The organism is Flavobacterium zepuense, from assembly GCF_007097145.1.
GTDB classification, from domain to species: domain Bacteria; phylum Bacteroidota; class Bacteroidia; order Flavobacteriales; family Flavobacteriaceae; genus Flavobacterium; species Flavobacterium zepuense.
In genome coordinates, this window is the sequence record NZ_VJVZ01000001.1 from 299,470 (window position 1) to 314,559 (window position 15,090).

The following is a 15,090-nucleotide window of genomic DNA, read 5'->3' on the forward strand; positions in this document are numbered from 1 at the left end:
TCTCCCCATTTTGCCTGTAACTATGTTTAGATTAAAAAGCTATAGTAAGCCGTTGTTTATTGTATTGCTGTTTGTGCTTATGTGCACAGGAGCAAAAGCGCAAACGCAGGCTTATTGCGACTCTATCATCCAAAAGGCAAAGGAAGCCACGGCGGGTAAAGACTACGTAAAATCGTTAGAATTGCTTGCTACGGCGCGTACAATTGCAGAGAAGCGCAACTGGCACAAACAGCTGTTTTGGGCTATTAACTACACAGGGTCTAACTATATACACATGATGGATTATGGCGAGGCGCTTAACTATTGCCTTGAAGCATATAACCTTTCCGTTAAAGAATTGGGTCCGGAGTTTGAAATGATAATGCTTAACAACATTGCCATTATTTATACCGCCGATAAAAACTATAAAAAAGCACGGGAATATTACCAAAAAGCATACGATACTGCAAAGGAAGAAAAGTATAAAAGCCTGGGTATTTACCTTATAAATCTGGGTAATATAGAGAATATCCTCAATAATCCTAAAAAAGCACGGCAATATATACAGGAGGCTATGCCTAATCTTAGACAGTATTGGCCACAATCGATAGTAGCGGCAGAGATGATCATTGCCGAGGCTGACCTGCTGGAGGGCGATACTGCCTTTGCTCGCGAAAAAGCCCAGAATTTACTTAAACAAACTGACGATGTTGAGTTTAATGACATTAGTGTTCCGCTGCACGAGATCATTGCCAAGAGCTATTTTAAAGAGGGTAATTATGCCCTTGCTGCCGAGACCGCTTTGGGTACAATAAATAAAAATACCAATCTTGAAACCCGCAGGAGGATTTATGAGCTGCTTGCCGATATTAATTTTAAAAGCGGAGCTTATCCAAACACGGTTCGGTATAAAGATTCGCTTATAAGCATCGACAACAAACTGAACGAAATTAAGAATGGCAGGCTGTTTGAGAACAACCGTGTTAAGTTTGAGATGCAAAACTACAAGAACCAGGTAGCGGCAGAGGAAGAAAAGGCGGCTATGGAGCGTAAAATTGTGTATTCGCTTTTTGCCATTATTATTGCAATGGTAACCGTTACGGTGCTTATATTCAGGCAAAAGAAACTTATCGCCGAACGCAACCAACGCATCACTGCTTTAGAACTTGAGCAGGAAAAGAAAGATAACCTGCTACTGGAAAAACGCTATAAGGAAAACGCAAGCCTGTCGTTACAGGAACAGGAACGCCTTAAGAACGAGATAGAAGCGCGCAACCGAAAATTATCGGCAAGGGCATTATATTTGTCTGACAGGAACCAACTTATTGAAGATATTATAACATCATTGGCTAAAAAGCCAAAGCTTTCTAAAGACCTAACCCTTGCCAGCCAGATAAAAAACCTTAAAGAGCACCTGCGCAACGATGGCGAATGGGACAATTTTATAACCCACTTTGAAGAGGTTAACCACGGCTTCTTGGTCCGCTTAAAAACCCTGCACCCTACCCTTACACCAAACGATATCCGTTTCCTTGCATACATCTATATGAACCTTTCTGTAAAGGAAATTGCCTCCATATTAAACATCACTATAGAGGCCTGCCGCAAGCGAAAAGACCGTATGGCCGCTAAAATGGATTTGCCCGAAAATATAGCGCTATACGACTACATATCAACAATATAGCATAATGATGTCCGGTTTTTTCCGGCTATTGTCCTATTGTTTCCCATTTCATTTTAAGGCCAAATCGTAATATTGCGTAAAATTTGTGTTAACGTTGTTGCACAGCTCCGCAATAAAATTGCATAGCCGCCCCCAAAAGCTACTTCCTGCTTTTTATCCCGCGGAGTTTATTGCTATTGATTAACCCCAATTATTAACTAAAAATGGGAAAGATTACTATGAAAAATTTTACCTTAATGCTTTTCTTTTCACTACTCTTTGCAACAGGTTTTGCCCAGTTGCCCAATGAGGGTTTTGAAAACACCTGGACACCCCTTACGGGAACATCCGGGCTTGCCGGCCCCACAGGATGGGCCATTATTAACAATGCCGGTACAACCGTTACCTGGGCACAGGGCAACGGCGGCAGCGCACAGCCCGCTTATGAGAGTGCGCACTCAGCATTTTTAAATAATGAAAATGTTGGCCCCGGCAACCTTAGCGATGACTGGCTAATAACCCCTGCATTCCCAATGCCGGAAAACGGCCAGCTAACCTTTAGGTCGCGCCTGTTCTTTAACCTGGACCAGGGCACGCAGTTTAAGGTTATGATAACCGATGAAACCGGCACCCTTACCCAACAGCTAAACATGGCCGCTTATGATGAGTTGGAAAGCTGGACCGAGCTGGAACTTAACCCACAACAAACACAATGGGTTAAAAAAACTGTAAACATAGATAACACTTTGTTTCCTGTAGGCACACCCGTACATATTGCCTTTGTAATGATGGGCAACGCCGGCGAACGCTGGGTTATAGATAATGTAAGCGTATTATCGCAATGTCCCGACCCAACAAACCTTTCGGCCGTTGTAACCGATGTAGATGAGGCTGAACTGAGCTGGGATAACCCCGATGTTACCTCTTGGGAAATAGAAGTACAACAGGATAATGTTTCCTTTACGGGTACCGGTGTGCCTTATAGCGGTACATTACCATATGTGGCAACCGGACTATTACAGGATACTGAATATAAATATCTTGTACGTGCCGTGTGTGCCGATAACGAGAGCGAATGGGTTGGCCCTTTTAACTTCAGGACAGCAAAGTATGGCGATAGCTGTACGCTTCCCATAACGGTAAGCAGCCTGCCCTTTACATCGTCTGACAATACGGTAACTTTTCAGGACAATATAAATGGCAGTGCTGGTACAGGATGTGCATCGGGCGATTACCTTAATGGTAACGATGTTATTTATGCCTACACCCCTGCTGCTACCGGTGTGGTTAGCCTAAACCTTACCAATATTACCGATGATTACGCAGGTATGTTTGTATATACCTCATGTGCCAACATTGGCATCAACTGCTATCAGGGCGCAGTAAACGATTTTATGCAGACGACTGATCTTAATATTAGCCAGATGGCGGTTACGGCAGGTACTACATATTATATTGTAATATCTACGTGGTTTGCCACATCTACAGGCTATACCCTTAACATACAGCAGGAAAACTGCGATGCACCAACCAATCTTAACACAAGTGGCGCTTCAACCACTGGAATAACCGTAAACTGGACCGAAGCTGGCACTGCAACCTCATGGCAATATGTATATCAGGCGGTAGGTATAGGCCTGCCTATGGGCGCGGGTACACCAGTTACAAGCCCATCGGCAACCTTAACGCTGCCTGCTGCATCGCAATATGAATTTTATGTACGTGCCAACTGTGGCAACGGCACATTTAGCAGCTGGACAGGCCCGTACATATTCAATACCCTTTGCGATGTATTCCCAACACCTTTCTTTGAAGGCTTTAATAGCGATTCGGCAACGCAATTTTGCTGGACGGTTGCCAATTTAGAAGGCCCGGAAAGTACGTGGAACCTTGATTTTGCTGATGAAGTTTATGAAGGCGACGAAGCTGCACAGTTTGATGCCAGCATGAATGGTGCAGATAATAACGATATGCTTATATCTCCCGCTATACAGCTTACGGGTAACCAGCGCCTTAAATTCCGCTTTAAAACGGATGATTTTGGTGCGATAGCTTATAAAGTGGTACTTTCTACCACAGGTACTGATCCGGAGGATTTTACCACCGAATTATTCCCGCTAACAAGCTATGCAAACTCCAGTTTTATGGAAAAAGCCATAAGCCTTGCTAATATACCTGCAGGCCCTGTTTACGTAGCATGGCAGGTACCTGGCGGTTTAAATGCAGGCTATCAGCTATTGCTTGATAATGTAATTATAGAAGACCTGCCTGCCTGCGCAGAGCCTACAGAGCTTACTACAAGTAACATTACTGGTACAACAGCCACCATTTCATGGACAGCAGGAAGTGATGAAACGGCCTGGGAGGTATTTATTGCCGATCCTGATACAGGTATTATCCCTGACGATACTACATCAGGACTCCCAGCAACTAACCCTTACCCTGCTACAGGTTTAACTCCGGGTACATTTTATACCATTTATGTACGCTCTATGTGCGGCACCGATGGCAACAGCTCATGGACGGGACCAATATTCTTTACCACAGGCTGTAATGCCGTGGCAGTACCGTTCTTTGAGGGCTTTAACTCAGATTCGGAAACGCAACTGTGCTGGACCGTGAGGAATGCCAACGGCGACTGGGCTTCGTGGGATATGGATAACAACAACGCTTTTGAAGGCGATGAAGCAGCCAATATGTACACCGGCAATGCGCCCAATAACGATTGGCTTATCTCTCCGGCTATTACGCTAACGGCTAACCAAAGGTTGACGTATCATTATAAAGTTGAAGGCAATACTACGTTTAAAGTACTGCTTTCTACATCGCAAACGGATATTGCCGATTTTACCGAGGTATTGGTTCCGGAAACGGCTTATGATAATACCGGTTATAAAAAGAAAGTAGTATCGTTAGCGGGTTATACCGGCACCATTTATATTGCATGGCAGGTACCGCCTGCAGATGAATATGGCGAAGAGTTATTTATTGACAATGTGATTGTAGAGCCTATACCGGCTTGTGCCGAGCCACTTGATATTGTGGTAAGCGATATTACACAAAACTCGGCTGACATAAGTTGGACGGCAGGTGGCACTGAAACCGCCTGGGAAGTAATTGTATATGCCGATGGGCAGGACGTACCTGCAACCGGCCAGGCTGCGGCAACTAACTCAGCTACTGTTACTACTCTTGCCGATGGTACTCCGCTACAATCGGGTACGGTATACCATGTTATCGTTAAATCAGTATGTGGCGAAGGTGTAACCAGCAACCCAAGCGACGTGGTTGATTTTGTAACTCAAATTTCCAACGATGATTGCGATACTGCAACTATAATACCTGTAAACGTAGGCCCTGCTTGCGATGTTTATGCATCGGGTACGTTAAATGGCGCTACGGCATCACCACAGGAAAACCCTTGTGGCGACTGGACCAATGCTGATGATGATGTGTGGTTCCAGTTTACGGCCACAAATGCATTGCACACGCTGTCATTCTTAGATATTAGCAGTAATGGTTCTACCTTTCCGGGTGGCAACACATCGTTAATGTATGTAATTTATGAAGGCAACGGCTGTGGTAGCCTTACCCAGTGGGGTGGTGGCTGTTTTACCGCTTATAATGAATATGGCCTTGAGTCTAACACGGCCCTGATGAACAACTTAACTGTAGGCAACGTTTATACTATCAGGGTATTTAGCCCGGATGAAGATACCAACCAGACATCAACCTTTAAAATTTGTGTTAAGGTTCCGGTACAACCTGTATCGGTAAGCACTACAGAATATACCGTAGAGCAACTGGTAAGCGATGTGCTCTTCGGCGAAAGCTGTACACAGGTAAGCAATGTAACATGGTCTACCGGTACTAATTTTCCGGATCCTGATAATATTTTTGGCGATAACCCTAACGGTATAGGTTACTTTAATCAAAACGGATCTCCTTTCCCTTTAACCGAAGGTATTGTAATGACTACCGGAGATGTAACCAGGGTTCCCGGCCCGGCGTATACGTCAATGGAGCAGGGATCGGCCGTTTGGCTTGGCGATACCGATATTGATGCCGTTATGGAAAATATGTTAGGCGGGCCACCGTTTCAGCCATCCACTAATGCATCGATAATTGAATTCGACTTTATCCCGGCTACCCCTACATTAAACTTAGACTTTTTGTTTGCATCAATGGAATATGGCGATTATATACAGTGCTACAGCTATGATACTTTTGCACTATTACTTACTGGCCCAGACGGTGTTACCCAAAATATTGCTGTGATACCGGAAACAGACGATGCCATATCGGTATGGAACATAAGCGGTGCAGCCTATCCTGGCGTATGCCCGGGTTACAACCTGCCTTACTTTGCGCAGTACAATATCTTTGGCCAAAATGATTATTCGCCTACTTCTTTTGCAGGGCAAACGGTGGTTATGACAGCAACGGCACCACTACAGGTTAACCAGCAGTACCACCTTAAAATTGCAATTGCAGAGACCGATAACAACCTTGATTCAGGTGTATTTATCCAGGGTGGAGCCAACGCTATTGCTAACCTTGACCTGGGTGTCGACCTGCTTGTAGCTACCAACAACGCTATTTGTGCTAACGAAGAGGTTACTATTTCAACAGGCCTTAGCGATGCTACTTTTGATTTTGAATGGACTAAGGGCGGCGAGCTAATTCCTAACCAAACAACTCCTAATCTTGTAGTTACAGAGCCGGGAACGTATGGAGTAACTGCTACACTTACCGGTACAAGCTGTGAAGTGACTGATGAAGTGGTGATAGAATTTTACCCGGCAGTAGAGGATATTGTAGCAAACCCTACAGACCTTACCGTTTGCGATGCCGATGGCTTTGCAACGTTTGACCTTTCTCAGAATACAGCAACTATCCTTACAGGACTTAACCCAGCAGATTATGCTGTTAGCTACCATACTACAGAGACAGAAGCCGTTGCTAACACAGGTGCTTTAGACTTATCATACCAAAATACAACGCAATTTGAGCAGACCATCTATGTAAGGATTTACAATAACGTTACGCAGTGCTACGGCATCAAAACCTTTAAACTGATCGTACAAAACCTTACGCCAGATTTTACGCTGACAGGAGATGCCACTATATGTGCAGCATCTAACGTTACGCTAAACATTACCCCTGCAAACTTTGACCCCGCCGATGATGATGTTACCATTACGTGGACGTTCAACGGTGGTACATTGCCTGATACGACTACCTCTATTACTGTGACAGATGCTGGTATTTATACAGTAACTGTAAACAATTCAGGGTGTATAACTACCAAGCAGGTTACAGTAACAGTTACACCAAGTCCGGTTGCCGATGTTGTAGCTGATATAGCCGTATGCGACAGCTATACGCTGCTTCCGCTAAGCACAGATAATGCTTATTATACGGGTACAAATGGTACAGGTACACAGCTATATGCAGGCGATGTTATCATCGATACGCAGCTAATTTATGTGTACGCACAGTCGGGCACCAATACAGATTGTTTTGATGAAATCAGCTTTACGGTAACGGTTACCCCGTCTCCGGAAATCGACCTTGCCCAAAACTGTAACGATGATAACGAATACGAACTAAGTATTATTTTCTTAAATGACACTTACAATCAGGACAACGCCATCTTTGCATGGGAGGGTCCTAAATCAGGCAGTGGTACAACGTTAGTGATAACTAATCCGGGGACATACACCGTTACCATTACGCCATTAAACGGCAGCTGCGCTATAGAAGCCAGCATTGAGGTAGACGACACGATGTGCGAAGTTCAGCGCGGTATATCGCCTAATAACGACGGCTTTAACGACAATTTTGAGCTTACTGCCCTTGGCGTTAAAACCATAAGCATCTTTAACCGTTATGGTAAAGAGGTGTATCACAAAACCAATTATACTAACGAGTGGCACGGGCAAACCGGCAGTGGAGATGAGTTGCCAACGGGTACATACTTTTACACTTTTGAGCGTACTAATGGCGAAACCAAGACCGGATGGATCTACGTGAACCGACAGGATAATTAATTTTTTATTAAAATTTTTAGGTCGAATAACATTTATGTATATATTTGCAGCAAATCAGACAAAGAACTGATACCAATTTATGATATTCAATCAGCTACATCATCATCATTTTCAAACTGGCTCTTACGCGAGAAGGAAATGATATGGTAGTAACCTAAAATAATTTTTCTAAACCCGTTTGAGTAAAATCAGACGGGTTTTTTATTTACAGCAACTTCCCCCCTCTTATTTTACTCAGGCTTATTAAAACAACCATGAGTACATTAAAAATTGCCATCCAGAAGAACGGCAGGTTAAGCGAAAAATCGCTGCAATTATTAAAAGAATGCGGCATAAAGCTAAGTAATGGCGAGCGCAGGCTAAAAACCACATCGTCTAACTTTCCTATCGAAATACTCTTTTTAAGAGATGACGATATCCCCCAATATGTAGAGCAGGGCGTTGCCGATGTTGGCATCCTTGGCGAGAATGAGGTTTGGGAAAAAGATAAAAACGTTGTCATCACAAAAAAACTGGGTTTTGCCAATTGCAGGCTCTCGCTTGCCATACCTAAGGAGCTGCACTACACAGGCCTTAGCTACTTCAGCCAAAAAAAGGTGGCTACGAGTTATCCTGGAATTCTGGATAAATTCTTTAAACAAAACAATCTTGATGTTGAAATTGAGACCATTGGCGGCAGTGTAGAAATTGCCCCGGGTATTGGCCTTGCCGATGCCATTTTTGATATTGTAAGCACCGGCAGCACCCTGCAAATCAACGGGCTTAAAGAAGTTGAACTGGTTACAAACAGTGAAGCCGTTTTAATAAGCAATCCTAACCTAGGTGCTGAAAAGCAGGAAATATTAGAGCGTTTGTTGTTCAGGATACAGTCGGTCAGGAACGCGGCTGAGAATAAGTACATACTGCTTAACGCGCCTAACGAATCGATAGAAAAGATATCCAACATACTGCCCGGCATGAAAAGCCCGACGGTACTGCCGCTGATAGAACCGGGATGGAGCAGCATCCATTCGGTAGTTAAAGAAGATGAGTTTTGGGATATAATCGACCAATTAAAAGCGCTTGGCGCGGAAGGCATCCTGATTATTAATGTAGAAAAAATGATACTTTAAGCCATGATACAGAAGATAATAAATCCTGATATAGACCAATGGCAGGCCCTTTGCGAACGCCCCGCCCTGCCCCAACTTGATGTACAGGAACTGGTGCAGCAAATTTTTACTGAGATTAAACGCAATGGCGATGAAGCTGTCAAAAAATACACCGGCTTTTTTGATGATGCAATAGTTGAAAACGTAAAAGTTTCGGCGGAAGCCATTGACGCAGTAGCAAAACAAATTCCTAACGATTTAAAACGGGCCATCCATCTGGCTAAAAGCAACATAGAAAAATTCCACACATCGCAACAGGAAGATGTAAAGGTTGTTGAAACAACACCCGGTGTAGAATGCTGGAGGGAAAGCCGCCCAATTGAAAGGGTTGGCATTTACATTCCCGGTGGTTCTGCACCCTTGTTCTCCACGGTTTTGATGTTAGGTATTCCTGCAAAGATTGCGGGCTGTAAAGAAATTATACTTTGCTCGCCTCCAGATAAAAAAGGGAATATTAACCCTGCTATTTTGTACACGGCACAGTTGGTGGGCATAACCGCGGTTTATGCTATTGGTGGCATACAAGCTATTGGCGCTATGGCAATTGGCACCGAAAGCATTACAAGGGTTGATAAAATATTCGGACCCGGTAACCAGTATGTAACCGCTGCTAAACAGGCAGCACTAAATTATGGTGTGGCTATCGACCTGCCTGCCGGGCCAAGTGAGGTTTTGGTTATTGCCGATGCCACCTGCAACCCGGAATTTGTGGCTGCCGACCTGCTATCTCAAGCCGAACATGGTGCTGACAGTCAGGTTATTTTACTTTCAGATAATGAGCAAGTTACTGATGCCGTTATTAAGGCTTTGGAATCGCAAACAAAAGCGCTTCCTCGTAAGGAAACGGTGCTTAAATGCCTGCAAAACAGCAAGGCAATAGTACTTGAAACTATTAATGAATGTGTTGAATTCAGTAACCTTTACGCTCCTGAACATTTAATTATAGCTTCAGACAACGCCGAAGGTTTCATTACAAAAATTACTACGGCGGGCTCGGTTTTCTTGGGTAATTACAGCTGCGAAAGCGCCGGCGATTATGCCAGCGGCACCAACCACACGCTGCCTACTAACGGCTACGCCAAAAGCTACAGTGGGGTATCGTTAGATAGCTTTGTGAAAAAAATTACGTTCCAGAAAATCAGTGCTGTAGGCCTCCAAAATATTGGCCCTGCCATAGAACTTATGGCTGCCGCCGAACAATTAGAAGCCCATAAAAATGCCGTAACCATCCGTTTAAAAAGCCTCAATAATGTTTAATATCAACACGTTAGTCCGCCCCAACATACTCAACCTTGAGCCCTATTCTTCTGCACGGGATGAATTTTCCGGTTCGGAAGGTATCTTCCTGGATGCCAACGAAAATCCATTTGGCACCCTGAACCGCTACCCAGATCCATTCCAAAAACAGCTTAAGCAGAAACTATCTGAAATTAAGTCGGTTGCAACCGAAAATATCTTTTTAGGCAACGGTAGCGACGAAATAATTGATCTTTGTTTCCGTATTTTTTGCGAGCCGGGTAAAGACAAAGCCCTAACCTTTGTGCCTACCTACGGCATGTACGAGGTTTCCGCCGCCATTAATAATGTAGAATTGATTAAGGTTTATTTAGACGAGAATTTCCAGATCAACAAAAACGAAGCTCTGACCCTGCTCAGCGATGCTAACCTTAAACTTATCTTTATCTGTTCGCCCAACAACCCAACTGCTAATTGTATTGATGCTGTGGAGTTTATAATCCAAAACTTTAAAGGCATAGTGGTTGTAGATGAAGCTTATATCGACTTTTCTGATAAGGAATCGCTGTCCCAAAAAATCGATCAATACCCTAACCTAATTGTTCTTCAAACCCTTAGCAAAGCCTGGGGACTGGCAGCAGCACGAGTGGGTATTGCGTTTACAAATTCGGCAATTATTAACTTTCTGAATAAAGTAAAGCCGCCATATAATATTAGTGCGCCTAACCAACAGGCTGCTTTACAGGCTTTAAACGAAGTAGATAGATACGAATATGAGAAAGCAATATTAATACGGGAACGTGAAAAAATGCTGTTAGAGCTTCAGAATATCTGCCTTATAAAAAAGATATATCCATCAGAAACCAACTTTATTTTAATTGAAGTTACCGATGCAGATGGGATTTATAATGCGTTAACTTCACAAAATATAATTATACGAAACCGAAATAAAGTGATACGTAACTGCCTGAGGCTTACGGTGGGGTCTCCCGAAGAAAATGCAGCATTACTAACCGCTTTACAAAACATATCAGCATGAAAAAAGTACTTTTTATAGACCGCGACGGCACGCTTGTTATCGAGCCACCCACAGATTACCAATTAGATAGCCTTGAAAAATTGGAGTTTTATCCCGGCGTTTTTTCTAACCTATCGCGCATTGTGCGTGAAATGGATTACGAGCTGGTAATAGTTACAAATCAGGATGGCCTGGGCACCGACTCTTTTCCTGAAGACACATTTTGGCCGGCAAACAACAAAATGCTACAGGCCTTTAAAAATGAAGGCATCACGTTTGCAGAGATCATTATTGATAAGAGCTTTCCGCATGAAAATTTGCTATCGCGTAAGCCCGGCACTGCGTTATTAACGCACTATCTAAAAGGCAATTACGACCTAAAAAATAGCTACGTTATTGGCGACAGGCAAACCGATGTACAACTGGCAAAAAATTTGGGGAGTAAGTCGATTTACATGGGCGCTGAAGCCTGCGAAGCTGATTTAGTGACCCAAAGCTGGGAGGCCATTTATAACTTTTTAAAAGCAGTGCCCCGCGCCGCCACAGTTATCCGAAAAACCAATGAAACCGATATTTTTGTCGAAGTAAATCTAAATGGTAGTGGTAAAAGCAACATAAGTACCGGCCTGGCATTTTTTGACCATATGCTCGACCAGCTGGCGCGCCACGGTAACGTAGACCTGACAATTAAGGTTGACGGCGACCTGCAAATTGATGAGCACCACACGATTGAAGATACTGCCATAGCTTTGGGAGATGCCTTTTTACAGGCTTTGGGTAGTAAAAAAGGCATTGAACGCTACGGTTTCTTACTGCCTATGGACGATTGCCTGGCGCAGGTTGCCATAGATTTTGGTGGTCGCCCCTGGCTGGTTTGGGATGCTGGCTTTAAGCGCGAAAAAATTGGCGAAATGCCTACCGAAATGTTCATGCATTTTTTTAAATCATTCAGTGACAGTGCCAAATGCAACCTGAACATTAAGGTCGAGGGCACCAACGAGCACCACAAGATCGAATCGATTTTTAAGGCATTTGCCAAAGCCATTAAGATGGCTGTGCAGCAAACCGACAACTTTAAAATACCAAGCACCAAAGGAACATTATGATAGCCATACTAAAATACAATGCAGGCAACACACAATCGGTAGAAAATGCTGTTAAACGGCTTGGTTATGAGTGTGTTGTGACCGATGACAGGCAATTACTGCAAAGCGCTGAAAAGGTAATTTTTCCGGGTGTGGGAGAGGCAGCTTCGGCAATGGAATATTTGCGGGGAAAGAATCTGGACGAGGTAGTTAAATCATTGACACAACCCGTTTTAGGGATTTGCCTCGGCCTGCAATTGATGTGTAGGTATTCTGAAGAAGGTGACACAAATGGCCTTGGGATTTTTGATGTGGATGTGAAGAAATTCCCACCAAAAGACAAAGTACCACATATGGGATGGAATACGATTTCAAAGTCTGAAAACCAACTATTTAACCGTCTTTTACCGGATGATAATGTTTACTTTGTGCACAGCTATTATGCTGAATTATCGCAATTTACCATTGCCGAATGCGACTATATTTTGCCTTTTAGTGCCGCCCTGCAAAAGAATAATTTTTACGCAGTTCAGTTCCACACCGAGAAATCAGGCACAGTGGGCGAACAAATACTTACTAACTTCCTGAAATTATGAGGATTATACCGGCAATAGATATTATTAACGGCAAATGCGTGCGCCTTACCAAAGGCGATTACAGCACACAGAAAATATACAACGAAAACCCAATAGAAGTCGCTAAACAGTTTGAAAATGAAGGCATTAAATACCTGCACCTGGTAGATTTAGACGGCGCAAAGTTAGGTAAGATAATTAACCATAAAGTACTGGAAACCATAGTGTTACAAACCAATCTGAACATTGATTTTGGTGGTGGCATTAAAACCGAAACCGATTTAAATATAGCCTTTAATGCTGGTGCACAGCAAATTACAGCAGGAAGCATAGCCGTTAAAAGCCCTGAAACTGTTTACGAATGGCTGACTAAGCACGGTGCGGACAAAATCATATTGGGAGCTGATTGCCTTAACCGTAAAATAGCTACAGCCGGATGGCTGGAAAACAGTGAGTTAGATGTGATCGACTTTATAAAAGCGTATAAGGAAAAGGGAATCAGTAATGTTATTTGTACTGATATAAGCAAGGATGGAATGCTGCAAGGTGCTTCTAATGAGCTGTATACAGATATTTTGAGTAGTGTCAACGTTAAGCTGATCGCAAGCGGAGGGATATCCTCAATGGATGATGTACTGCAAATGCAACAGATTGGTTGTGAGGGTGTAATAATAGGAAAAGCCATTTACGAAGGCAAAATTTCATTAAAAGAATTGAGCGTATTATGCTGAAAAAGAGAATCATACCATGTTTTGATATCAAAGATGGCCGCGTGGTTAAGGGCATTAACTTTGTGGGGCTTCGGGATGCCGGTAATCCTGTGGAATTAGCGGCACAATACGCCCTTGCCGGCGCGGATGAGCTTGTATTTCTGGACATTATGGCTACAGAGCAAAACCGAAAAACGCTAACCGACCTGGTCTCTCAAATTGCTGCGGAAATCAACATACCGTTTACGGTGGGTGGCGGCATTAACTTAGTAGCTGATGCTGATAAGATTATCCGCAGCGGAGCTGATAAAATCAGCCTGAATTCATCGGCTGTTAAAAGCCCGCAATTGATTACTGATATTGCCAAAACACTTGGTACACAAGCAGTTGTAGTAGCCATAGATACTAAGCTTATTAACGGTAAGTGGGAAGTTTTTATAAACGGCGGAAAAATTGCAACAGGCTTAAATACAATAGAATGGGCTAAAAAAGCATCGCAATTAGGTGCCGGAGAACTGCTCCTGACTTCTATGAATAACGACGGTACCAAGTCCGGTTTCGCGATCGATATTCTCAATTTAGTATGCGATAGTGTTGATATTCCGGTGATTGCGTCGGGGGGTGCGGGGAGCAAGGAGCATTTCAAGGAGGTTTTTACCAAAACTAAGGCTACAGCGGCACTTGCAGCCAGCATTTTTCATTACGGAGAGGTTGGCATTCAGGAACTTAAGGATTATTTAAAAACAGAAAACATTGCTATACGATGACATTAGATTTCAACAAAACAAACGGACTGATACCTGTAATTATTCAGGATACATTTAGCCTTAAAGTGCTGATGCTGGGGTACATGAACGAAGAAGCCTACCAAAAAACGGTATCCGAGAAAAAAGTCACCTTTTTTAGCCGAAGCCGTAACGAACTGTGGACTAAAGGCCAAACATCGGGCAACTATTTGAATGTGGTGGAGATCCTGCCCGACTGCGATAACGATACGCTGCTTATAACCGTAGTCCCCGAAGGGCCAACCTGCCACACCGGTAACGAAAGCTGCTTTAATTCAAGTACTTACAAAGGATTTCTGTATCAGTTGGAGCAAATTATCGATGAGAAGATATCGGGCGATGACCCAACCTCTTATACTAACCAATTATACAAAAGAGGCATCAATAAAGTGGCACAAAAGGTTGGCGAAGAGGCTGTTGAGCTTGTAATTGAGGCAAAAGACAATGACGATAAACTGTTTAAGAACGAAGCGGCTGATTTGCTGTATCACTTCCTTATCTTACTGAAAGCCAAGAATATAAAACTCCAAGACATCGAAGCCATCCTCAAAAACAGGAATCAGGGCGATTCTGTAAAATAAACAGTACAAATGTATAGTGGTTTACACAAAAACAGGTGTTTTTAAAAATGCTTAATATTTCACTTTTGGATTTTGAATTGCGTAAAAGTTCGTTTTATTAAGTTCTGAAAACAAACCATTTAATTTTGATATTTCACTTTTGGTACATTAAATATCGCGATTTTCGCGATCAGCAAAAATAGCATGTATAATAATTTAGCACATTAAGAATTGAGAGGATAGATGATAGACGCAAGATGATAGACTCACTTTCC

General features: G+C 43.1%; 10 protein-coding genes. All 10 read left to right on the forward strand.

The window, feature by feature from the left end; translation table 11 throughout:
• The first annotated feature begins 22 nt into the window (after positions 1-22).
• Positions 23-1,663: a tetratricopeptide repeat protein gene (locus FMM05_RS01325; protein WP_143371534.1), complete on the forward strand. Its 1,641-nt coding sequence runs from the start codon at positions 23-25 to the stop codon at positions 1,661-1,663.
• A 218-nt stretch (positions 1,664-1,881) separates the two neighbouring features.
• Complete coding sequence (locus FMM05_RS01330; RefSeq protein ID WP_185965482.1) at positions 1,882-7,695, forward strand: choice-of-anchor J domain-containing protein; 5,814 nt, start codon at positions 1,882-1,884, stop codon at positions 7,693-7,695.
• A gap of 254 nt (positions 7,696-7,949) precedes the next feature.
• The gene (gene hisG, locus FMM05_RS01335; protein WP_143371536.1) at positions 7,950-8,807 is read left to right on the forward strand and encodes an ATP phosphoribosyltransferase; all 858 of its coding nucleotides are present in this window, start codon (positions 7,950-7,952) and stop codon (positions 8,805-8,807) included.
• A gap of 3 nt (positions 8,808-8,810) precedes the next feature.
• Positions 8,811-10,103 (forward strand): histidinol dehydrogenase, encoded by a 1,293-nt coding sequence (hisD, locus tag FMM05_RS01340; protein ID WP_143371537.1) that lies wholly within the window; start codon positions 8,811-8,813, stop codon positions 10,101-10,103.
• Complete coding sequence (gene hisC, locus FMM05_RS01345; RefSeq protein ID WP_143371538.1) at positions 10,096-11,121, forward strand: histidinol-phosphate transaminase; 1,026 nt, start codon at positions 10,096-10,098, stop codon at positions 11,119-11,121. The genes hisD and hisC overlap by 8 nt, the downstream gene beginning before the upstream one ends.
• Positions 11,118-12,206: a bifunctional histidinol-phosphatase/imidazoleglycerol-phosphate dehydratase HisB gene (hisB, locus tag FMM05_RS01350; RefSeq protein ID WP_143371539.1), complete on the forward strand. Its 1,089-nt coding sequence runs from the start codon at positions 11,118-11,120 to the stop codon at positions 12,204-12,206. Before hisC ends, hisB begins: the two co-directional genes overlap by 4 nt.
• Positions 12,203-12,781 carry an imidazole glycerol phosphate synthase subunit HisH gene (hisH, locus tag FMM05_RS01355; protein ID WP_185965483.1) on the forward strand — a complete coding sequence of 193 codons (579 nt, stop codon included), beginning with the start codon at positions 12,203-12,205 and terminating at the stop codon, positions 12,779-12,781. Before hisB ends, hisH begins: the two co-directional genes overlap by 4 nt.
• Positions 12,778-13,491: a 1-(5-phosphoribosyl)-5-[(5-phosphoribosylamino)methylideneamino]imidazole-4-carboxamide isomerase gene (hisA, locus tag FMM05_RS01360; RefSeq protein WP_143371541.1), complete on the forward strand. Its 714-nt coding sequence runs from the start codon at positions 12,778-12,780 to the stop codon at positions 13,489-13,491. Before hisH ends, hisA begins: the two co-directional genes overlap by 4 nt.
• Positions 13,485-14,237 (forward strand): imidazole glycerol phosphate synthase subunit HisF, encoded by a 753-nt coding sequence (gene hisF / locus FMM05_RS01365; RefSeq protein ID WP_143371542.1) that lies wholly within the window; start codon positions 13,485-13,487, stop codon positions 14,235-14,237. The genes hisA and hisF overlap by 7 nt, the downstream gene beginning before the upstream one ends.
• A complete protein-coding gene (gene hisIE / locus FMM05_RS01370; protein WP_143371543.1) occupies positions 14,234-14,836 on the forward strand; it encodes a bifunctional phosphoribosyl-AMP cyclohydrolase/phosphoribosyl-ATP diphosphatase HisIE in 603 nt (200 codons plus the stop codon). Before hisF ends, hisIE begins: the two co-directional genes overlap by 4 nt.
• Positions 14,837-15,090: the final 254 nt, after the last annotated feature.

Coding starts and splice junctions, on each gene's coding strand:
- FMM05_RS01325 (WP_143371534.1), top strand. CDS start 23: ATGTTTAGATTAAAAAGCTATAGTAAGCCGTTGTTTATTGTATTGCTG.
- FMM05_RS01330 (WP_185965482.1), top strand. CDS start 1,882: ATGAAAAATTTTACCTTAATGCTTTTCTTTTCACTACTCTTTGCAACA.
- hisG (WP_143371536.1), top strand. CDS start 7,950: ATGAGTACATTAAAAATTGCCATCCAGAAGAACGGCAGGTTAAGCGAA.
- hisD (WP_143371537.1), top strand. CDS start 8,811: ATGATACAGAAGATAATAAATCCTGATATAGACCAATGGCAGGCCCTT.
- hisC (WP_143371538.1), top strand. CDS start 10,096: ATGTTTAATATCAACACGTTAGTCCGCCCCAACATACTCAACCTTGAG.
- hisB (WP_143371539.1), top strand. CDS start 11,118: ATGAAAAAAGTACTTTTTATAGACCGCGACGGCACGCTTGTTATCGAG.
- hisH (WP_185965483.1), top strand. CDS start 12,203: ATGATAGCCATACTAAAATACAATGCAGGCAACACACAATCGGTAGAA.
- hisA (WP_143371541.1), top strand. CDS start 12,778: ATGAGGATTATACCGGCAATAGATATTATTAACGGCAAATGCGTGCGC.
- hisF (WP_143371542.1), top strand. CDS start 13,485: ATGCTGAAAAAGAGAATCATACCATGTTTTGATATCAAAGATGGCCGC.
- hisIE (WP_143371543.1), top strand. CDS start 14,234: ATGACATTAGATTTCAACAAAACAAACGGACTGATACCTGTAATTATT.